The organism is Amycolatopsis benzoatilytica AK 16/65 (assembly GCF_000383915.1).
GTDB lineage: Bacteria > Actinomycetota > Actinomycetes > Mycobacteriales > Pseudonocardiaceae > Amycolatopsis > Amycolatopsis benzoatilytica.
The window spans coordinates 4,879,238-4,899,572 of the sequence record NZ_KB912942.1; the positions used below are offsets into that span (position 1 = coordinate 4,879,238).

Here is a 20,335-nt window from a genome sequence, read left to right on the forward strand (position 1 = left end):
ATCACAACGCGACGTTGACGGACTTGGTCTGGGTGTAGAGGTCGAGCGCGGCGGCGCCGAGTTCCCGGCCCCAGCCGGACTGTTTGAAGCCGCCGAACGGCATCGCGGTGTCGAAGCCGTTGTACTGGTTGACCCAGACCGAACCGGCCTTCAGTTCCTTGGCGGTCCGGTGCGCCTTCGAGATGTCCCGGGTCCAGATGCCGGCGGCGAGGCCGTACTCGCTGTCGTTGGCCGCCGCGGCCACGCCTTGTTCGGCGTTGAACGGCAAGGCCGCCACGACCGGGCCGAAGATCTCCTCGCGGACGATGCTGAATTCCGGCTGCACGTCGACGAAAACGGTCGGCTCGATGAAGTATCCGGTGTCGCCCCAGCGTTTCCCGCCGGTGAGCGCGCGGGCCCCGTCGGCGATGCCCTCGCCGAGGTAGCGAGAGACCCGCTCGAACTGTTCCTGCGAAACCATCGGGCCGAGCTGGGTCGACGGGTCGAGGCCGGGGCCGATCTTCACCTGGCTCGCGGCGTCCGCGACCGCCTGGGTGAATTCCTCGAAGATGGTGTCCTCTACGTACAGCCGGGTGCCGGCGACGCAGCACTGGCCGTGGTTGAACATCCACGCGTTGACCGAACCGGGCACCGCGAGGTCGAAGTCGGCGTCCGCGAACACCACGTTCGGGCTCTTGCCGCCCAGTTCGAGGGAGACCTTCTTGAGGTTGCCGCTGGCCGCCTGGACGATCTTCTTGCCGACCTCGGTCGAGCCGGTGAAGGCGACCTTGTCGACGCCGTCGTGCGCGGCGAGCGCGGCGCCGGCGTCGCCGAACCCGGTGACGACGTTGACCACCCCGGGCGGGAACCCGGCTTCCTCGAACAGCTTGCCCAGCAGCAGCGCGGTCAGCGGCGTCTGCTCGGCGGGCTTGAGCACCACGGTGTTGCCCGCGGCGAGCGCCGGCGCGATCTTCCAGGCGGCCATCAGCAGCGGGAAGTTCCACGGGATGATCTGGGCGCACACGCCGACCGGCTCGCGCAGGGTGTAGGCGTGGAACTGGGCGTCCGGTGCGAACGGCATCGACACGTTCACCGTGCTGCCTTCGATCTTGGTCGCCCAGCCGGCGTAGTAGCGGAACACGTCGGCCGCCCAGCCGGTGTCCACCGCGGTGGCGATCGCCGCGGACTTGCCGTTGTCGAGGGCTTCGAGCTGCCCGAAGATCTCCGCCCGCTCGGACAGCAGGTCGCCGATGCGCCAGATCAGCCGTTCCCGCTGGTTCGGCTTCATCGCCGGCCACGGGCCTTCGTCGAACGCCTTGCGCGCGGCCGCCACCGCCCGGTTGACGTCCTCCGCTTCGGCGTGCGCGACCTCGGCGATCTTCTCGCCGGTGGCCGGGTCGTAGGTCGGGAACGTGCGGCCGGACGCGGCCGGCACCCACTGTCCGCCGATGAGCAGTTCGAGCGGCCCGGACACGAACTCCCGGACCCCGGTGTGCAGGGGGTACTCAACCGTTGCGGTCACCTGGCGCCTCCTCACTTCGTTGTGACGGAGGTCATCGTCACCCGGCGGACCGGGCGCGAAGTGTTACAGAAGTGGACAGTCCTCGGTGATGCCCAGCGCCTGCATGCGGCGGTAGAGCGTGGTGCGGCTGATGCCCAGCTCGCGCGCGGCGCGCAGCTTGTTGCCTTCGCTGGCGCGCAACGCCGTGACGATCGCGTTCCGTTCGGCGAGCTCGCGGCCGCCGAGCTGCCGGGTCCTCGAGCTGCCGCGGCAAGCCGGCGGCAGCTGAGCGAGGTCGATCACCCCCGTGTACGGAAGACGGGAGACTTCGCGCATCGCGGCGCGGAGTTCGTGCAGGTTGCCGGACCACGGGTGGGTGCGCAACGCGGCCAGTGCGGTGCCGGTGAACCGTGGTTTCCGGTCCGGGTGCTCGTCGCGGAGCATCGCTTCGGCGATGGCGGGCAGCTCGTCCAGCCGCTCGCGCAGCGGCGCGAGCGAGACGGTCTGGACGCACCTCGTCGCCACCGCCGCGACGGCGGGCGGCATGGCCTTCGGCGGGACGCTGGTGAGCAGCAGTGCCTTGCCGTCGTCGAGTGCTTCGCCGACCAGCGGCAGCAGGCTCTCCGGGAGCAGGTGGACGTCGTCCAGGATGACCGTGGTCCCCGGCTGGCCGACCAGGTCTGCGAAGCGGGCGGCCCAGGCGCGCGGTTCCTCCCGCAACGCGGCGGCCGCATGCAGCACGACCGGGTCGTCCACGCCGGCCCGGGTGCGCGCTTCGGTGGTGCGGCCGGTGCCGGGCTCGCCCGTGACGAGGACGGAGCGGGCGGTTTTCGCCGCCGCCGGCGCATACTTCCGCCGCTCGGTTTTCGAGATCCGGAATACCGCGCCGTCGGTTGACCCCGCGACGCGTTCGGCGGCCACCGAGAGAGTGATGCCGTCCCCCACCTCGAGGCAGGTGTCGAACACTCCGCGTTCCGGCACTTGCGGAAGCAGGGTGCGCAGCAGCGTCGGATCGGCGGGCCGGAGCTGGTCGATACAGGTTTCGTTGGCGAAGACGAGGTCGCCGCCGAGCACCGCGACCGGCACGCTGCGGTGATGCGTGGCCTGCTGGAAAGCGAGGAACAGCCGGCGTTCGCTGGCGCGCGCGGTTTCCAGGATGACCTGCTCGATGTCGCCGACCACGCGTTTCACCAGCGGCCCGAAAAGCGGGTTGCCGCTGGTGCTTTCACCGGTGATGTCGAGGACGCCTTCGATGCGCCCGGTCAGCGGATGCCGGATCGGATGGCCGTAGCAGCTGAACCGCTTCAACGCGTCGGCGTAGTGCTCCTGGCCGTGGATCTCGACGGCCTGCCGGGACTCGTGCGGCGTGCCCAGCGCGTTCGTGCCGACCCGGCCCTCGCTGAGCTGGGAGCCGTGCAGGACGCCGATCTCTTCGAGCTGGTGCTGCAGGCCGCGGTCGCCGAACCAGCGGAACACCAGGCGGCAGTCCTTGTCGGTGAGGAGGATGGAGAATTTCGTGCCGGCGAGCTGCTCGGCCAGCTGGTCGAGGACCGGCCGGGCGGCCTTCATCAGCCTGCTGGCCGGGTCGACGTCGGCGATCGAGATCGCCGAGGCGTTCAGCCCTGGTTCCACCCCGAACAGGCGAGACCGGCGCCAGGAGTCAGCGATGGGCGGGCGCAGCACAGCACCCCCCTGCGGCGGAATCCCTCCGAGCGACACTGCTCCTCCCGACTACCGGACGGCGACGTAGCGGTTCGTTCGACAGTACCTTCGCGGATCGTCAAGTTCCAGACGTGCACCCCAACCGACCTGCGAAGTCCTTTGTGGACAGTGCGTGGTCCCCGGGGCGGCCGGCGACGTCTCGCGACCATTTCGTCCCTCCTGTTCGACCGGGCCGACGGGGAACACCGGCGTTCACCGCGCCGCGGCCTGGGACCACGGGGACCGGCGAGGCGGTGGTGGAACTGCCGCCGCGGAAGCCGGCGCAATCGCATTGGTCAAGGATTTTCCCCATCCCGGCGGGCGAGGGTTCTTTTTTCCGGAGTCGAAGAGGGAAGACGCTCTGCTCCGACAGCGGGCCAGGCTGCCTCGCCTCACTCAGCGGCGTCCCGGACCACCTGCTCTAGCCTCTTCCCATGTCCGCCCCTTCCGCCGAGGATGTAGCAGCCGCGCTGTTCAGCGCGGTCGGCCTGATCTCCCGCCGGCTCCGCCAGAACCCCGTCGCCGCCGAGCTGTCCCTGCCGGAGCGCTCGGCGCTGTCCCACTTGAACCGCTACGGCCCGGCCACCACCGCAGCACTGGCCCGGACCGAACAGATCACCCCGCAGGCGATGAGCACCACCATCAGCGGACTGGCCGGTCGCGGCTTCGTGCGGCGCAGCCCAGACCCGGCGGACGGACGGCAGATGATCGTCTCCCTGACCGACGAGGGGACCGAAGTCCTGCGCGCCCGCCGCGACGCCCGGATCCGCCAGATCGCCGCTTCGCTCACCACGAGCTTCACCGCGGAGGAGCTGGCCGTGCTGGCCGAAGCGGCACCATTGCTGGACCGGCTGGGCGAGACGTTCTGATCGCGCGGCGGGCGTCGTCCGGATCGGCCGGAAGATCGCATCGCCGGCAGCAGCGGAGGGACCGGTCTGCGGCCGGAGCGCCAGCCAGCGGGGACGCGTGCGGCTCAACGAGTACGCGGCGTCTGCCGTCAAGTCTCGTCGGCCGACGAGCCGGGGCTCGCCGCCGTCCGGCCCGGAACTCAGCTGCGGGGCTCAAGATCCCTTGGTATCCTTGATCGCGGCCAGCAGCACCGATCCAGAGGATTCCTATCGTGGCAGGTGAAGACGACATCTCCGGGTGAGCCCGGGGCACGGGCCTTCCCGAGGACCAGCCGCGCAGGCGGTCCCGGGAGCACGGCACCGGCCCCTCGCTGAGCCCCGGCACGGCCGTTGCTGCCGTGCACGGAGATTCCCCCGGTATCGCGGCAGGTCAGGCGCACCGCGCCGACGCCGCGAAGTTCGAGGGCTGCGAGGTATTCGACCCCCAGCAGGCGAAGCGCGCTACTCGGGTGCGGCTGCGCACCGAGGCAGCGTGCCGCACCCGCGATGCGGCTCACGCCACCGGATGCGGCACCGCGACCGCGATGAGGCCAACCCAGCCGAGTGCGACGCACTTCGGCCGGACGCGGCACCGCCGCCAGGCGCAGCGCACTGGAACGGTGCAGCACCGCCGGCAGGGTGCGGCACCACCGGCGGCGGCCGCAAGCCCGCCAGGTGCGCCGCCCAGCACAGGGTCGAGAGAACGCCATTTCCCGCCGCGCGCGCCAGCGCCGCCGCGGGACCGGCAAGGCCAACGGTGCGACCGAAGCCCGCCAGGTCGTCCGCCCAATCCCAGCAGGCGCCACCGCCTGCCGATCCACCGTGAGGCACGCACCGCCATGTCCGATCTCCGCATCGTCCTTTCCGGACTCTCCTTCTCCTGGCCGGACGACACGCCGGTCTTCGACCAGCTCTCCGCCACCTTCCCGGCCGGACGCACCGGGCTCGTCGCGCCCAACGGGGCAGGCAAGTCCACCCTGCTCAAGCTCATCGCGGGGCAGCTCAAGCCCGCCGCGGGCAGCGTCACGGTCGACGGCGTCCTCGGGTACCTGCCGCAGGATCTCCCGCTTACCGCCGAGCGCACGGTCGCCGAGGTGCTCGGCGTCGACGCGATCCTCAAGGCCATCACGGCGGTCGAAGGGGGCGACGCGGCCGAGGAGCACTTCACGACCATCGGCGCCGACTGGGACGTCGAGGACCGTACGCGGGCCCAGCTCGACCGGCTCGGGCTCGGGGACGTCGCGCTCGACCGGCTGCTCGGCACGCTCAGCGGCGGCCAGGTCGTGTCGCTCGGGCTCGCCGCGCAATTGCTGCGCGACCCGGACGTCCTGCTTCTCGACGAACCCACCAACAACCTCGACCAGACCGCCCGGCACCAGCTTCGCGCGGTGCTCGACGACTGGTCCGGCTGCCTGCTCGTGGTCAGCCACGACCGCGCGCTGCTCGACCGGATGGACCGGATCGCCGAGCTCGGCCCGGACGAAATCCGGTTCTACGGCGGCAATTTCACTGAATACGAGCAGGCCGTGCAGGCGGAGCGCGAGGTCGCCGAGAAGAACATCCGCAACGCCGAACAAGAGGTCAAGCGCGAGAAGCGCGAGATGCAGCAAGCTCGCGAGCGCGCGGCCAAACGGGCCAGCAACGCACAGCGGAACCTGTCCAGTGCCGGACTGCCGAAGATCTTCGCGGGCACCATGAAGCGCAACGCGCAGGAATCCGCGGCGAAGGCGGACGGAGCGCACGCCTCCCGGGTCAGCGCGGCGAAAGCCAAGCTCGACCAGGCTGAGCGGTCGCTGCGCGAGGAACAGAAGATCAGTCTCGAACTGCCGAAAACTGCGGTGCCGCAGGGGCGGACGTTGTTCGACGGCAAGCACCTGAAGGTCCGGGACTTGTTCGCGGGCGAAGGCGCGGACCTGTCGATTCGCGGTCCGGAACGGATCGCGCTCACCGGCCCGAACGGCGTCGGCAAGTCGACATTGCTGCGGCTGGTGCACGGCACGCTCGCGCCGGACGCGGGCGAGATCAGCCGGGCGGACAGCCGGATCGCGTACCTTTCGCAGCGGCTCGACCTGCTCGACCTCGACCGGACGGTGGCGGAAAACCTCGCCGGCGCGGCACCGGAAATGCTGCCCGCGGACCGGATGAACCTGTTGGCGCGCTTCCTGTTCCGCGGTGCGCGGGCGCATCTGCCGGTCGGCGGGCTGTCCGGTGGGGAACGGCTGCGCGCGACGCTCGCGTGCGTGCTGTTCGCCGAGCCCGCTCCGCAGCTGCTGCTGCTCGACGAGCCGACGAACAACCTCGACCTGGTCAGCGCCGGTCAGCTGGAAAGCGCGCTGAACGCCTACCAGGGCGCGTTCGTCGTGGTCAGCCATGACGAACGGTTCCTCGCCGAGATCGGCGTCGACCGCTGGCTGCGGCTGGAGAACGGGCAGCTCCGGGAAACGGCCGGGATCGACGCGTGAGCGCGCTGCGCGCGCACGAGATCGTGCGGGTGCTCGGGGGACGGCGCGTGCTCGACGGGCTGTCGGTCACCGCGCCCCCCGGCCGCCGGATCGGCGTGATCGGGGAGAACGGCGCCGGGAAGTCGACCTTGCTGCGGGTGCTCGCGGGGGTGGACGCGCCCGACCGCGGCGAGGTCGAACGGCCGCCGGATCTCGGTTTCCTGCACCAGGAAATGCCGTACCACCCGGCCGCGACCATCGCGGACGTCGTCGGTCGCGCGCTCGCCGCGGCCCGCCGGGTGCTGGCCGAGCTCGAGCGGGTAGCCGCACTGCTCTCCGACGACGATCCGGCTCGGCTCGCCGAGTACTCCGGACTGCTCGACCAGGCACAGCGGCACGAAGTGTGGGATGCGGACCGCCGCGCGGAGGTCGTCCTGACCGGCCTCGGGCTCGGCGCGGTGCCGCGCGACCGCGCGCTCGGGTCGCTCTCCGGCGGCCAGCGCGGCCGCCTCGCGCTGGCCGAGCTGCTGATCCGCCGTCCGTCTGCGGTGCTGCTCGACGAACCGACCAACCATCTCGACGCCGAAGCGGTCACGTTCCTAGAACAGCAGCTGCGCGAACTGCCTGGCAGCGTGGTGTTCGCGAGTCACGACCGAGCATTCCTCGACGCCGTCTGCACCGACCTTCTCGACCTCGATCCGTCGCCGGAAGGCCCGGTGCGCCACGGCGGCGGCTACACCGATTACCTCGGCTGGAAACGCGCCGAACGAGAACGCTGGGAACGCCAGTACCTCGAAGAACAGGAAGAGCTGGAGCAGCTGCGCGACGCGCTCGGCAGCACCGCGCATCGGATCGCACCCGGACGGATCGCGCGGGACAACGAGAAAATGGGGTTCGGCCACACGTCCGGCCGGGTGCAGAACCAGATCTCGCGGCGCGTCCGCTCCGCCGCGAAACGGCTCGAAGAGAAGGAACGCACTCAGCTGCCCGCCCCGCCGCCGCGGCTCCGGTTCCGCCCGCGCGCCCTGTCCGCCGGCCTGTCCGGCGAAAAGCTGGTCACGCTGGAAAACGTGCACCTGCCGGACCGGCTGTCCGTCGCCGGGCTGGAGATCCGGCCGGACACCCGGCTCCTGGTCACCGGCCCGAACGGCGCGGGAAAGTCCACCCTGCTCCAGGTCCTGGCCGGACGGGCGGCCGTCGACGGCGTGACCCGGCAGCCCGGCCTGCGGATCGGATTCCTCGGCCAGGACACCGCATTCGACCGGCCGAACCGGACGGCGCGCGCCACCTACGCCGCGGTCCTCGGCCCCGAACGCGCCGCCGAGGTACCGCTTTCGTCGTTGGGGCTGCTGGGAAAGCCCGAGTCCGCCCGCCCGGTCGGCGAGCTGTCCGCCGGTCAGCGGCGCCGGCTCGCGCTGGCGCTGCTCATCGCCGACCCGCCGCAGCTGCTCCTGCTCGACGAGCCGACCAACCACCTCTCCCCCACCCTGTGCGACGAGCTGGAGGAGGCGCTGCGCACCAATCCCGGCGCGATCGTGGCCGCCACGCACGACCGGCGGCTGCGCGAACACTGGACCGGGGATCTCCTGGCGATCGGACCGGACCACCGCGCCACGCCGGGAAGGTGACCGCCGCGGAAGAGATCGACGATGTTCACGAGATCCCGCTCCGCGCCCGGTCGGCTACCTCGACCCCGCGGACCTGCCGATCACCGTCCGGGGCCTCTCGCCTTCCGCTGCGGCTACGGCCGGCCGCCGGACTTCCCGCTGCCTCGGACCCAGGAACTGCTCACGGTGCGGACCGACGGCCGCGAAGTCCGGCGGCGCCCGGAACCGGACGAATGACTCGCCCCGCTCGCCGGCAGCCCGCCGCCTGCCGGCGGACCGGACGGAGGCACCCCGCAGAGGGCGGATTTCCGGCTGGCCGGGGCGCGGTGAAATGCCCCGCGACCAGGCGGATCACCATGCCCTGCCGCCGTTTCGTCCCTGCTGCCGCACTCCGCGCCGGACACGTCCGTGCCAGAGTCATCGCGCGCGAACCGTGCCCTGTACTGTGACTCCGGGCCGGCAGTGTGCCTCAGGCGAGGCGACGACGACGGGGGGTTGACGTGGGCATCTTCGACAAGATCCGCGGCGAATTCATCGACATCATCGAGTGGACCGACGACAGCCGGGACACTCTCGTGTGGCGCTTCCCGCGCTACGAGAACGAGATCAAGATGAACGCCAAGCTGACCGTGCGCGAGTCGCAGGCCGCGGTGTTCGTGAACGAAGGCCAGGTCGCCGACGCCTACCCGCCCGGCATGTACACCCTGCAGACGCAGAACATGCCGATCATGTCCACCCTCAAGGGCTGGAAGTACGGCTTCAACTCGCCGTTCAAGGCCGAGGTGTACTTCGTCAACACCCGGCAGTTCACCGACCTCAAGTGGGGCACGCAGAACCCGATCATCCTGCGCGATCCGGAGTTCGGCATGGTCCGGCTGCGCGCGTTCGGCGGCTACGCGGTCCGGGTGGTCGAGCCGGTCGCGCTGCTGAAGGAGCTGGCCGGCACCGACCCGCAGTTCCGCACCGAAGAGGTGTCGGAGTACCTGCGCAGCATGGTCATCAGCAAGCTCGGGCCGTCGATCGCGGCGGCCAAGGTGCCGATGCTCGACCTGGTCACCCAGCAGGACCAGATCGCGGGCAAGATCGCCAACGCGCTGAACCTCGAACTGCGCGAGGTCGGCGTCGAGATCTCGAAGTTCATGATCGAGAACATCTCGGTGCCGCCCGAGGTCGAGGCCGCGATGGACAAGCGGACCCAGATGGGCGTGGTCGGCGACCTCGACCAGTACACGAAGTTCCAGTCCGCGAACGCGATCGAGGCCGCCGCCAACAACCAGGGCGGCGCGGGCGAGGGGCTCGGCATCGGACTGGGCATGGCTCTCGGCCAGCGCGCGGCCGGCCCGCAGCAGCCGCAGTACCAGCAGGCCGCCCCGCAGCAGTACCAGCAACCGCAGCAGTACCAGCAGGCGCCCCCGCCGCAGCAGCCTCCGATGCCGCCGCCGCTGCCGCAGGGCGAGCAGTGGTTCATCGGCGCGAACGGCCAGCAGCTCGGCCCGTTCGACCGCAACGGCCTCGGCCAGCAGATCTCCGCCGGCGCGCTCGTCCAGGACACGCTCGTGTGGAAGGCCGGCATGGCGCAGTGGACGCCGGCGTCGCAGGTGCCGGAGGTGTCCGCGCTGTTCGGCGCGGCCCCGCCGCCGCTCCCGCCGCAGTCCTGAGCCGAACCGACCGTTCCGGGGGAGACCCATGACCGATCCAGGCTTCCAGCAGAGCGGCGTGGCCAACACGACCTATCCGTGCGGCGGCTGCGGGGCGCGGCTGGAGTTCGCGCCCGGCTCGACGTCCCTGCAGTGCCCGTACTGCGGGTACCGGCAGGAGATCGCGCAGGGCGACCGGCAGATCAACGAGATCCCGTTCGCCCAGCTGGCCAGCCTCGCCCGCAAGCCGGTGGGTTCCATCGGCAAGTACGTGTTCGTCTGCCAGCGGTGCGGGGCGAGAACGGAGACGAACGAGACCGCGAGCGTATGCCAGTTCTGCGGCGCGCCGCTGGTCATCGACGGCAACGCGTCCGGGCAGCTGGTTCCCGAGGGTGTGCTGCCGTTCGCGTTCGACCGCGGCGCGGTGAGCACGCACCTGAAGAAGTGGACGGGTTCGCGCTGGTTCGCGCCGAACGCGCTGAAGAAGGTCACCACCGCCGAGTCCACCAAGAGCACCTACATCCCGCACTGGACCTACGACTCGCAGACGGTGTCGGTCTACACCGGCTCGCGCGGCGAGTACTACTACGTGACCGAGACCTATTACGAGAACGGCGAGCGCAAGACCCGCCAGGTCCGCCACACCCGCTGGTACCCGGCGCGCGGCCGGGTCGCCCGGAACTTCGACGACGTGCTGGTGCCGGCGAGCATGCAGCTGCCGCTGCCGGAACTGGACAAGCTCGCGCCGTGGCCGCTGCTCGAATCGGCGCCGTATCAGCCCCAGTTCCTGTCCGGGCACTACGCGCTGCGCTACGACGTGGAACCGGAGAACGGCTTCGAAGAGGCCAAGAACCGGATGGCCCCGGTCATCGCCGACGACTGCAGGCACGACATCGGCGGCGACGAGCAGCGGCTGGACTCGGTCGACACCCAGCACAACAACGTGACGTTCAAGCTGCTGCTGCTCCCGGTGTGGGTGGCGAGCTACGTGTACGCGGGCAAGACCTGGCAGATCCTGGTCAACGGCCGCACCGGCGAGATCCACGGCGAGCGTCCGTGGAGCAAGGTCAAGATCACCATCGCGGTGATCCTGGCCCTGATCGCGATCGCGGTGATCGTGTACTTCGTGGCCACCGGCAAGCATTCCGGGTCGACACACACGTCGTCCACCCACACGAGCCACACCCGGCACTGATCTTTCCGAGGCCGTGAAGGGCCCCTTGCCGGAATCTGATTCCGGCAAGGGGGCCTTCACGGACAAGCCGACCGGCACGATCGGCACAATCCGGGTCTTCCCTCCCCTATCCTCGCTAGGGAAACCGGGGGGCCGATGCATGCCGAAACCAGCCTTCGCAGTGCCACGCAAAGATCTGGTCCGCACCATTCTCCGCGGCAGCCCCGCAGAGCCCCCGGACCCCGCCGGCGACCTCTCCGCGGTCGGCGACGCCACCCTGGCCCGGGCCGCCCGCTACTGGGTGGTCGTCCCGGCCGCCTACCGCATCGCCGCCTTTCTCAAGGTCTTCATCGGCTACGCCTCGGCCAACGGTGCTCTCGGCCTGCCCCAAGTCCTTTCGGCGACCGCCTTCGGGATGACCGCGAACGCGGGATTCCTCTGGTGGCTGATCCGGTCCCGCGGACTTCCCGCCCGCCGCACCCGCCCCGTCCTGATCGCCGATCTGACTGTCGGACTCCTCCTCAACGTGGTCGTCGCCGCGACCGCGCCGTCGGCGGTCCAGCCCTTCGCCGTCGACGTGGCCTGGACCTGGATGATCGGCGCGGTCGCCATGTGGGCCGGCACCCGGGGCCTCCCCGCCGCGCTGGGCCTGCTGGCCGCGGCGATCCCGGTCCGCGCCGCGCTGACCCTGGCCGGCGGTCTCCCGCTGACCGACCCGCTGGCGGTCAGCCGCTCGGTCGGCTGCCTGATCGCGCTGGCGGTGGCGATCATCGTCGCCTGCGGCATCCTCGTCCTGCTCGGCGTCGGCACCCGGTTCGCCCTCGACATCGGCTTGCGCCGCGGCCAGGAAGCCGAACGCCGCCGCACCCGGCGCCTCCTCCACGACAGCGTCCTGCAGACCCTGGAAGCGTTCGCGATCACTCCGCCCGGCGACGACGATCACGCCGCGGAACGGCTCGCCCAGCTCCGCGCCGTCGCGCACGCCGAAGCGGCCGAACTCCGCCGCAGCATCACCGAACCCGTCGACCAGCGTTCCCGGCGCACTTTCCTGGTCGAACTGGCCGACGTCGCCGCCGAACTGGCCCGCGAGGGCCTGCGCACCCAACTCGTAGCCGCGGATTTCGCCGACGACGACCGCCTTTCCGCCGACCGCCGCACCGCGTTGTGCGAAGCAGTGCGAGAAGCATTGCGCAACACCGCGAAACACGCCGGAACCCGCCAGGTCGTGCTCCGCGTCGAGGAGCGCGACGGCGGCACCGCGGTAGTCGCGCGCGACCAGGGCCGCGGCTTCGACGTGCGCCAGCGGCGTCCCGGCTTCGGCATCCAGCAGTCCATCGAGGCGCGCTTGGCCGAGGTCGGCGGCACCGGACAGGTCGAATCGACGCCCGGCCACGGCACCCGCGTCACACTGTGGGTCCCGCACTGATTAGCAACCAAGACTGTTCAGTTTGATTTACCCAGTCTAACCTGTCTATGCTGCCGGCAGGCGCGCGATCACCCGCGCCGGACTTCGTCCTCCCCAGCCCGCAGAGAAGGACCCAGACATGCCTGTCAGCACGCTCGATCCCCAACCCGCGCTGGTCGTCGTCGATCTGCAGAACGGACTGGCCGCCCTCCCCGGGGTGCCGGAAGTCATCGCCCGCACGGCGGAACTGGCCGACGCCTTCCGCGCCCGCGAGCATCCGGTCGTCCTGGTCCGCGTCACCTTCGCCGCCGACGGCGCCGACCTGGTCCCCGGCCGCACCGAAGCGCCGCGGTCCAGCTTCGCCCGCCCGGACGGCTGGGACCAGATCACCCCGGAGCTGGCCGGGCACGACCAGGACATCGTGGTGACCAAACGCAACTGGTCCGCCTTCTACGGCACCGATCTCGACCTGCAGCTGCGCCGCCGCGGCGTGACCCAGGTGGTGCTCACCGGGGTGGCGACGAGCATCGGCGTGGAGTCGACCGCCCGTGCCGCGCACGAGCACGGGTACCACGTGGTGCTGGCGACCGACGCGATGGCGGATACGCAGCCGGAAGCCCACGAGAACAGCGTCCAGCGGATCTTCCCGCGGCTCGGCGAGACCGGCACGGTCGCCGAAATCCTCGAGTTGCTGCCCTGACCCGGGCAATCCGCTCGTAGTGCGTCGGCAACTGCAGTCGCACACCGTGCCCGCGTGCCGATTCACCACTTTCGGTGGTTAGCAGACCGCCCCCGCGCGGCCCACAATGCAAGGCCGGACACGGCCGAGGGCAGCCGCGGGGGCGATCGCATGGACACGCCGGAGAACGCACGCACCGACCGCAATCGCCGGATGCTCGAATCCTGGCGGCGCGGCGCGTCGATCACCGAAATCGCCCGGGAACACGGCCTGTCGCTGAGCTGGACCGGACGCCTGCTGCGCCAGGAAGGCGCGGTGCTGCCAGAGATCCGCCGAGGGGTGCGCCGCAAGCTCGACACCGCCCGGATAGTCCGGGAATACGAGGCCGGTGCCCCGATGCAGCACCTGGCCGCACAGCATTCCGCTTCCTACGGCACAATCCGCCGCCTGCTGTTGCGAGAGAACGTGAAAATACGTCCGCACGGCGGACAGAACGCCGGCGGACGGCGCACGCCGGACTCCCCCGATTCGCCCGCCGGATAACGAAAACGGATTCCGGGCCGCCGCCGTGGTTCGAAGTCGCGGCTAAGAGCGTGTCTCGTTTGGTGCGGTTGACAGGGCGGGCGGACTCGTCCGTGAGGGATCTCGGCGCCCTAGTCAACTGAGACGCGCTCTTAAGCACTCTTCCGCAGCCGCAACGCCAGCACCGGGCAAGCCGCCGCCGCGCGCCGGGCCTCGGCCACCAGCGGCTCCGGTACCGAAGCACCGGCGATCACCGGATAGCCCCACTCGTCCAACGACACCAGCTCCGGCAGCACCTCCGCGCACAACCCGTGTGCCCGGCAGGCAATCGGATCCACCGTCAGCCGGTTCACGCCGCACCCGCCGTCACCCGGCACGAGCCGCTTGTCAGATGTGCCTGGACGTCCGCGGCGAACACCCGCAACGCGCTCGCCGCCAGTCGCGCCGCTCCGTCCGGGTGGGCGCACGCGCCGCGGCCGGTCAGGACCGGGAGACGGCGTGCCAGCCGCCCTGTCGAGTCCCGCCCGGCCAGCAGTTCGGCGAAATCTCCAGCGACAGCCGGAAGGCCGAACATGCACGGCCCGCATTGCCGGGCCGACTCCGCCGCCAGCCGGGACAGGATGCGCGCCGTCACCTCCAGTCCGCAGCCCGGGTCCGGCAGCAGGTGCAAGGACGACAACCCGGGCTCCTTCCCCAGCGGCACCGGGTCCGCGAGCGCCCGCGGCAGCCACGTCCCGCCGAACCCGCCGACCAGAACCGCTCGCGAGGCAAGGGATCCGCCCGCCCGGGCGAGGACCGTGGAGATCGGCGTGCCCGCCGGAAATTCCAGCACGCCCGGCCGCGAAACCGCGCCGGTCACGGTGACCAAGTCGGTCCGGCCCGCCTGGTAGCGGTCCGCGCCGAGGCGGCTGATCAGCGCGAACCGGGCCAGCGTCTCGACGTTCTGCACCAAAGTCGGCCGCCCGTACAAGCCACGCTCTGTCGGGCGCGGAAGCTTGCCGGTCGGGCGCGCGTCGCCAGACGCGAGGAAGTGCACGAGTGCGGTCTCCTCGCTCGCGACGTACCGCGGCGGCACAGCGATCAGCTTGACCGGCACCGCGTCGCGGCGTTCCGCCAACGCCTCCAGCACGCTGCGGTTTCCTTCGTGCAGACAGAGAAATGCCTCCGTCGCACCGACCGCGCGAGCCGCGACCTGGATGCCGTCCAGCACGAGGTGCGGCGCGAGGTCGAGCAGCGCACGGTCCTTCGTGCTGAACGGATCGCTCTCGCAGCCGTTGGCGATCACGATCGCCTGACCGGGTGCGACCGAGCGCAGTTTCACCGCGGAGGGAAAGCCCCCTCCGCCGCGGCCCCGCAGGCCGGCGGCGTCGATCTCGCGGATCAGCGCGTCCCGGCTCAGCACGGGAAGTCCACCGTGGACAGTCAGATGTGCGGCCAGGTTGTGCCGGCGCGAGGGAAGCACGGAAGTCACCTCTGAAGGGACGAGAGGCGGCGAGCCTCGGTGTCGGGGTGGGTACTGCTGAACCGCACCGTCGCGGCGGCCAGCACGGCGATCACGCAGGCGATGTCCAGCGAGACCAGCAGCGGACGGGCGCTGTCGGAGGCGACCAGGCCGATGCCGTGCACGAGCGCGACCGGCCAGCACAGGTAGGCGAGCCAGTGCACCGCGCGCCACACCCGCAGCGGGATGCGCGCCCGCAAGAGACTGGTCACCACGATGGCGAGCAGCAGGTCCACCGCGGCCGCACCGAGTCCGACCCAGAACGGCTGGTAGCCCGAGACGAACGGAACCAGCACCGCCAGCCAGCTGAGATTCACGTAGCCGTCCACTACCGCGAACACAATGTGTGCGGCCAAGAACACGAGGCTGGCCAGCGAGAGGTTCCGGTGCAGGTCGGCCAGCGCGGACCGGGGCCACCGGCGCGTCGCCAGCCGGCTGGTGTTCAAGAACCCGAGCACGACGACCGCGGTGAAGAAGACCAATGCGACGATCCCGGTCGCCCGGCTGAAGTACCAGAGCGCGGAGCTCACGACGCACGCACCTTGCGGTCCTGCGGCCAGCCCGCGGTGGTGGCCACCGCACCCCGCGAACTCACCAGCCGGGCCGGCAGGCCCCTCGACGTCAGCCAGTCCGGTGCCGCCGTCCCGAGCACGACCGAAGCCGTGCTCGCGGTGTTGGCGTCCAGGCAGGACTTCGCCGCCACCGACACCGTCCGCCAGCACGGGCCGGCCGGCTTGCCAGTCCGCGGGTCGACGATGTGGTGCACCGTCCGGTCGCCGCGCCGCCAAGTCCTCCTGGCCACCCCCGACGTGGCCAGTCCGCCGCTGGTCAGCGTGATCGTCGGGCCGGACTGATCAGCCGCGTCGGCGTGGTCGTCGCCGATCGCGACCTGCCAGCCGCCCTCCGGAGCCGGGCCGTGGACCGCGAGGTCGCCGCCCAGGTTGACCAGCACGCCGCATCCCGCGCGGCGGGCGATCTCGACGGCGGTCCGGTCCGCGGCGAAAGCTTTCGCGGTCGCGCCCAGGTCGAGAAACACCCCGCGCAGCAGCACGACCGTCCGGGTCGCGGGGTCGAACAGCACCCGGTGCGTTCCGGGTGCGGGGACCGGCGACAGCTCAGGCCCGTCGGCGACCGACGCGAAGTCCCGGTCGTAGCCGAGCGCCGCCATCGACCCGCCGACCGTCGGGTCCACCAGGCCGCCGGTCAGCCAGGACGCCCGCAGTGCCGCCGACAACGCGTCCGCCAGCAGAGGGCTCACCCGCACCTCGCGACCGGCCGAGCGGTGCAGAGCGGAGATTTCCGAATCCGTCCGGAACCGGCTGCACGCCTGGTCGAGTTCGGCGAGCCGGGTGCGCAGCAGCGCGGTCGCCGGGCCGAGCGCGGCCTCCTCGGTGACGAGCACCCGGGCGGTCGTGCCCAGTGCCGGGAACTCCGCCGAGTACGGCCCGGTCACGACGCACCCGACCCGGTGTGCGCGCGGCCGGAACCGTGCCCGGGATTGGCCGCGGGCGCCTGCAGCTGGTCCTGGCCGGAGGTGCTCAAGTTGTTGCCGGTGCCGGTGCTGGAGTCGCCGGTTGCCGAGGTGCTGCCGGCGGGCGAAGCGTGCGCCGCGGTCAGCCCGTATCCGATCCCGCCCGCCGCCGCGATGCCGAGCACCGCCGCGACCGCCGTGGTGAACGCGGTCCGGTGCCGGACGCGCGCCCGTTCCTGTTGCCTGTTCCTGATCACCGGGTCCATGCCGGGTGTCCTCTCCTGCCGGGGAAACCCCAGTCTCAGCCGCGTAGCTATGAACCCGCTGGGAGAAACCTGTCAGTTTCCTGCCGGTCCCCGGCAGGTCCGGAATGAACGGGAGAACGGGCTGGTCGGCACCCGGCCGATGGCCCGGTTCGGCGGTCGAGCCACCGACATCCGGCGGCTCATCCGGTCCAGGCGCTGCCCGGCGAAGCACCGCGCCGCGTTCCAGCCGGGCTTCGGGTGGCGGTCCGGGAGAGCGAGTTCACACCACCCGGGGATGCACGTTCATACATCGTCGTGCATAATCATTCCTATGTCCAAGGTGCTCACTTCCCTTCCCGTCGGCGAGCGGGTCGGCATCGCGTTCTCCGGCGGCCTCGACACGTCCGTGGCAGTGGCCTGGATGCGCGACAAGGGTGCGGTCCCGTGCACCTACACCGCCGACATCGGCCAGTACGACGAACCCGACATCGCGTCCGTCCCGGGCCGCGCGCACGCCTACGGGGCGGAGCTCGCCCGGCTGGTGGACTGCAAGGAAGCCCTCGTCGAAGAGGGGCTTGCGGCGCTGACCTGCGGCGCGTTCCACATCCGCACCGGCGGCCGGGCCTACTTCAACACCACCCCGCTCGGCCGCGCGGTCACCGGCACCCTGCTGGTGCGCGCGATGCTCGAGGACGACGTCCAGATCTGGGGCGACGGCTCCACCTACAAGGGCAACGACATCGAGCGGTTCTACCGCTACGGCCTGCTCGCCAACCCCGGACTGCGGATCTACAAGCCGTGGCTGGACGCGGCGTTCGTCACCGAACTCGGCGGCCGCAAGGAAATGTCCGAGTGGCTGCAGGCTCACGAGCTGCCCTACCGCGACAGCACCGAGAAGGCGTACTCCACCGACGCCAACATCTGGGGCGCGACGCACGAGGCGAAGTCGCTGGAGCACCTCGACACCGGCATCGAGATCGTCGAGCCGATCATGGGCGTGCGGTTCTGGGACCCGTCGGTCGAGATCCCCGCCGAGGACGTCACCATCGGCTTCGAGCAGGGCCGCCCGGTGACGATCAACGGCAAGGAGTTCGACACCGCGGTGGACCTGGTGCTCGAAGCCAACGCCATCGGCGGGCGGCACGGGCTCGGCATGTCCGACCAGATCGAGAACCGGATCATCGAGGCGAAGAGCCGCGGCATCTACGAGGCTCCCGGCATGGCGCTGTTGCACGCGGCCTACGAGCGGCTCGTCAACGCGATCCACAACGAGGACACTCTCGCCAGCTACCACAACGAGGGCCGTCGGCTGGGCCGGCTGATGTACGAGGGCCGCTGGCTCGACCCGCAGGCGATGATGCTGCGCGAGTCGCTGCAGCGCTGGGTGGGCACCGCGGTGACCGGCGAGGTCACCCTGCGGCTGCGGCGCGGCGAGGACTACTCGATCCTCGACACCACCGGCCCGGCGTTCAGCTACCACCCGGACAAGCTGTCGATGGAGCGCACCGCGGACTCCGCGTTCGGCCCGGTCGACCGGATCGGCCAGCTGACCATGCGGAACCTCGACATCGCCGACTCCCGCGCCAAGCTCGAGCAGTACGCGAGCCTCGGCATGGTCGGCGGCACCTCGCACCCGAAGCTGATCGGCGCCGCGCAGGCCGCCGCGACCGGTCTGATCGGCGCGATGCCCGAGGGCGGCGCCGAGGCGATCGCCTCGCGCGGCAAGACGGACGACGTCGAACTGCTCGACCGGGCGGCGATGGAGTCCGGCACCGACTGATCCACCTCCCGCAGAACGCCCGCGCCGCATACCGGCGCGGGCGTTCTCCTCTGCGGAGCGTGGCCCGCTAACGTGTCGGCGTGACCCCGATCTTCCAGCTGTCCGACACCCATGTGACGGCCGAAGCCGAACTCGACCCGGTCTCCGCCACCTACGCGGGCATCGCCGTCGACCCGGCCGCGCTCACCGACCTGACCCCGGACGGTTTCGCCGCCCGCGCCGACCTGAACCGGCGCACGCTCGCCACTCTCGCGACGCTGGCGCCCGAGTCCCGCGCGGACCGGATCGCCGCCGCGCACCTGCGGAACAGCCTCGAAGCCGAGCTGGCCTGGTACGACCTCGACGAGCCGTACCGGACTGTCCAAGCGCATTTCGGCACGCTCAGCTCGCTGGCCGACTCCGTCCGGCTGATGCCGCGCACCGGCGAGGACGCCTGGCGCGCCTTGGCGATCCGGATGGCCGGCGTCGAAACGATGCTGGCCGGCTGGCAGACGACGCTGCGGACCGGCCTCGGCCGCGGGCTGCGCGCCGCCCGCCGGCAGGCGCTGGAAACCGCCGCACAGGCCGACCGGTATGCCGGGGTCCACAATGGACTCGTAGCGGAGTACGGCGACGGACCGCAAGCCGACGACCTGCGCGCCGCCGCTGCCGCCGCGCACCGCGGTTACGCGGCGATCGCCCGCTTCCTGCGCGAGGACTATGCCCCGCACGCCACCGAAACCGAAGGCGTCGGCGCGGAGCGCTACGCCGTCGGCGCCCGGCTGTGCCTCGGCGCGGAGATCGATCTGGCCGAAGCGTACGAGTGGGGCTGGGCCGAGCTTGCCCGGATCGAGTCCGAAATCGCCGCCGAGGCCGCGAAAATCCGGCCGGGCGCGAGCGTAAGGGAAGTTCTCGCGCTGCTGAACGACGAATGCGCGGTGGACGGCGAAGAGTCCTATTTGGACTGGCTACGCGCCGCGCACGACCATGCGCTCGAGGCGGCCGCGGAACACTTCGACATCCCGGAACCGTTGCACGCCTTGGACGTCACCCTCGCGCGCGACTCCGGCGCCGGTTCGCCGTACTACACCGGCCCGGCCGAGGACGGCAGCCGTCCCGGCCGCACCTGGTGGCCGCTGGGCGGGCGGAACCGGTTCGCCACCTGGTCGGAGCTGACCACGGTGTTCCACGAGGGCGTCCCCGGGCATCATCTGCAAATCGGCGTCGCCAGCCTGGCCGGAGACGCGGTGAGCCGCTACGCCCGGATCCATTCGGTCAGCGGGCACGCGGAGGGCTGGGCGCTCTACGCCGAACGCCTCGCCGACGAACTGGGCTGGTACTCCGAGCGCGGCACCCGGCTCGGAATGCTCGCGGGTTCCGCGCTGCGCGCCGCCCGGGTCGTGATCGACCTCGGCGCGCACTTGAACCTGCCGCTGCCGGACGGTTCCCGCTGGGACTTCGAGACCGCTTGCCGGTTCTTGCACGAACGCGGACTGGCCGCGGAACACCGCGTGCACGCCGAGGTCGTCCGCTACTTCGGCTGGCCGGCCCAGGCCATCTCGTACAAGCTCGGCGAACGCGCCTGGCTGCAGGCCCGCGAGGAAGCGGCCGCCAAGCCCGGGTTCACGCTGCGCCAGTGGCACCACGACGCGCTGGCGGTCGGCCCGGTCGGGCTCGCCGCCCTGCGGGACGCGCTGCGCTAAAAGCTTGTCTCAGGTGCTGCTCCCGTGATGCCTGGGCGGCCAGTGTGCCGGTCTGGCCGCGAAGGGCCCCTTCAGGGACTTGGATTCCCTCGACGGGCCCTTCACCGATAGGCCAGCCAACCG

The 20,335-nt window shown here is 71.1% G+C and carries 17 protein-coding genes; 10 read left to right on the forward strand and 7 right to left on the reverse strand.

Annotation, left to right across the window (positions count from 1 at the left end; translation table 11 throughout):
- Position 1 precedes the first annotated feature (1 nt).
- The gene (locus tag AMYBE_RS0122355) at positions 2 to 1,501 is read right to left on the reverse strand and encodes an aldehyde dehydrogenase family protein (RefSeq protein WP_020661620.1); all 1,500 of its coding nucleotides are present in this window, start codon (positions 1,499 to 1,501) and stop codon (positions 2 to 4) included.
- Positions 1,502 to 1,564: 63 nt separating this feature from the next.
- Positions 1,565 to 3,112 carry a sigma-54-dependent Fis family transcriptional regulator gene (locus tag AMYBE_RS0122360; RefSeq protein ID WP_211226838.1) on the reverse strand — a complete coding sequence of 516 codons (1,548 nt, stop codon included), beginning with the start codon at positions 3,110 to 3,112 and terminating at the stop codon, positions 1,565 to 1,567.
- 503 nt (positions 3,113 to 3,615) lie between these two features.
- Here AMYBE_RS0122360 and AMYBE_RS0122365 point away from each other — a divergent pair.
- From AMYBE_RS0122365 to AMYBE_RS0122400, 8 genes are all read left to right on the forward strand, one after another.
- Positions 3,616 to 4,050, forward strand: a complete 435-nt coding sequence (locus AMYBE_RS0122365) for a MarR family winged helix-turn-helix transcriptional regulator (protein ID WP_020661622.1) — start codon at positions 3,616 to 3,618, stop codon at positions 4,048 to 4,050.
- An 857-nt stretch (positions 4,051 to 4,907) separates the two neighbouring features.
- A complete protein-coding gene (locus tag AMYBE_RS0122370) occupies positions 4,908 to 6,530 on the forward strand; it encodes an ABC-F family ATP-binding cassette domain-containing protein (protein ID WP_020661623.1) in 1,623 nt (540 codons plus the stop codon).
- Positions 6,527 to 8,137: an ABC-F family ATP-binding cassette domain-containing protein gene (locus AMYBE_RS0122375; protein WP_020661624.1), complete on the forward strand. Its 1,611-nt coding sequence runs from the start codon at positions 6,527 to 6,529 to the stop codon at positions 8,135 to 8,137. The genes AMYBE_RS0122370 and AMYBE_RS0122375 overlap by 4 nt, the downstream gene beginning before the upstream one ends.
- A gap of 479 nt (positions 8,138 to 8,616) precedes the next feature.
- Positions 8,617 to 9,774: an SPFH domain-containing protein gene (locus AMYBE_RS0122380; RefSeq protein WP_020661625.1), complete on the forward strand. Its 1,158-nt coding sequence runs from the start codon at positions 8,617 to 8,619 to the stop codon at positions 9,772 to 9,774.
- A 28-nt stretch (positions 9,775 to 9,802) separates the two neighbouring features.
- The gene (locus AMYBE_RS0122385) at positions 9,803 to 10,948 is read left to right on the forward strand and encodes a TFIIB-type zinc ribbon-containing protein (protein ID WP_020661626.1); all 1,146 of its coding nucleotides are present in this window, start codon (positions 9,803 to 9,805) and stop codon (positions 10,946 to 10,948) included.
- Between the two features lie 139 nt (positions 10,949 to 11,087).
- Positions 11,088 to 12,353, forward strand: a complete 1,266-nt coding sequence (locus AMYBE_RS0122390) for a sensor histidine kinase (RefSeq protein WP_020661627.1) — start codon at positions 11,088 to 11,090, stop codon at positions 12,351 to 12,353.
- A 118-nt stretch (positions 12,354 to 12,471) separates the two neighbouring features.
- Positions 12,472 to 13,032 (forward strand): isochorismatase family protein, encoded by a 561-nt coding sequence (locus AMYBE_RS0122395; protein ID WP_020661628.1) that lies wholly within the window; start codon positions 12,472 to 12,474, stop codon positions 13,030 to 13,032.
- A 150-nt stretch (positions 13,033 to 13,182) separates the two neighbouring features.
- Positions 13,183 to 13,554, forward strand: a complete 372-nt coding sequence (locus AMYBE_RS0122400) for a helix-turn-helix domain-containing protein (RefSeq protein ID WP_020661629.1) — start codon at positions 13,183 to 13,185, stop codon at positions 13,552 to 13,554.
- 131 nt (positions 13,555 to 13,685) lie between these two features.
- Here the strand turns inward: AMYBE_RS0122400 and AMYBE_RS0122405 are convergent, their stop codons facing one another.
- Genes AMYBE_RS0122405 through AMYBE_RS0122425 form a run of 5 tightly spaced genes read right to left on the reverse strand, consistent with a single transcriptional unit; the run spans position 13,686 to position 16,771 of the window.
- Positions 13,686 to 13,886 carry a ferredoxin gene (locus tag AMYBE_RS0122405; protein WP_051124987.1) on the reverse strand — a complete coding sequence of 67 codons (201 nt, stop codon included), beginning with the start codon at positions 13,884 to 13,886 and terminating at the stop codon, positions 13,686 to 13,688.
- Entirely contained in the window at positions 13,883 to 14,995 is a 1,113-nt protein-coding gene (locus AMYBE_RS0122410; protein WP_154676277.1) for an NADH-ubiquinone oxidoreductase-F iron-sulfur binding region domain-containing protein, read from the reverse strand. Before AMYBE_RS0122410 ends, AMYBE_RS0122405 begins: the two co-directional genes overlap by 4 nt.
- Before the next feature lie 5 nt (positions 14,996 to 15,000).
- The gene (locus AMYBE_RS0122415) at positions 15,001 to 15,564 is read right to left on the reverse strand and encodes a ferric reductase-like transmembrane domain-containing protein (protein WP_020661632.1); all 564 of its coding nucleotides are present in this window, start codon (positions 15,562 to 15,564) and stop codon (positions 15,001 to 15,003) included.
- Positions 15,561 to 16,487 carry an FAD:protein FMN transferase gene (locus AMYBE_RS0122420; RefSeq protein ID WP_020661633.1) on the reverse strand — a complete coding sequence of 309 codons (927 nt, stop codon included), beginning with the start codon at positions 16,485 to 16,487 and terminating at the stop codon, positions 15,561 to 15,563. Before AMYBE_RS0122420 ends, AMYBE_RS0122415 begins: the two co-directional genes overlap by 4 nt.
- Positions 16,484 to 16,771: a hypothetical protein gene (locus AMYBE_RS0122425; protein WP_020661634.1), complete on the reverse strand. Its 288-nt coding sequence runs from the start codon at positions 16,769 to 16,771 to the stop codon at positions 16,484 to 16,486. The genes AMYBE_RS0122420 and AMYBE_RS0122425 overlap by 4 nt, the downstream gene beginning before the upstream one ends.
- A gap of 310 nt (positions 16,772 to 17,081) precedes the next feature.
- Here AMYBE_RS0122425 and argG point away from each other — a divergent pair, with 310 nt between their 5' ends.
- Entirely contained in the window at positions 17,082 to 18,530 is a 1,449-nt protein-coding gene (gene argG, locus AMYBE_RS0122430; RefSeq protein ID WP_020661635.1) for an argininosuccinate synthase, read from the forward strand.
- 80 nt (positions 18,531 to 18,610) lie between these two features.
- A complete protein-coding gene (locus AMYBE_RS0122435; RefSeq protein ID WP_020661636.1) occupies positions 18,611 to 20,212 on the forward strand; it encodes a DUF885 domain-containing protein in 1,602 nt (533 codons plus the stop codon).
- Positions 20,213 to 20,335 lie beyond the last annotated feature (123 nt).

Excerpts from the sequence above, each read along its gene's own strand:
- AMYBE_RS0122365 (WP_020661622.1), top strand. The coding sequence starts at position 3,616 with ATGTCCGCCCCTTCCGCCGAGGATGTAGCAGCCGCGCTGTTCAGCGCG.
- AMYBE_RS0122370 (WP_020661623.1), top strand. The coding sequence starts at position 4,908 with ATGTCCGATCTCCGCATCGTCCTTTCCGGACTCTCCTTCTCCTGGCCG.
- AMYBE_RS0122385 (WP_020661626.1), top strand. The coding sequence starts at position 9,803 with ATGACCGATCCAGGCTTCCAGCAGAGCGGCGTGGCCAACACGACCTAT.
- AMYBE_RS0122390 (WP_020661627.1), top strand. The coding sequence starts at position 11,088 with ATGCCGAAACCAGCCTTCGCAGTGCCACGCAAAGATCTGGTCCGCACC.
- AMYBE_RS0122395 (WP_020661628.1), top strand. The coding sequence starts at position 12,472 with ATGCCTGTCAGCACGCTCGATCCCCAACCCGCGCTGGTCGTCGTCGAT.
- AMYBE_RS0122400 (WP_020661629.1), top strand. The coding sequence starts at position 13,183 with ATGGACACGCCGGAGAACGCACGCACCGACCGCAATCGCCGGATGCTC.
- AMYBE_RS0122425 (WP_020661634.1), bottom strand. The coding sequence starts at position 16,771 with ATGGACCCGGTGATCAGGAACAGGCAACAGGAACGGGCGCGCGTCCGG.
- argG (WP_020661635.1), top strand. The coding sequence starts at position 17,082 with ATGTCCAAGGTGCTCACTTCCCTTCCCGTCGGCGAGCGGGTCGGCATC.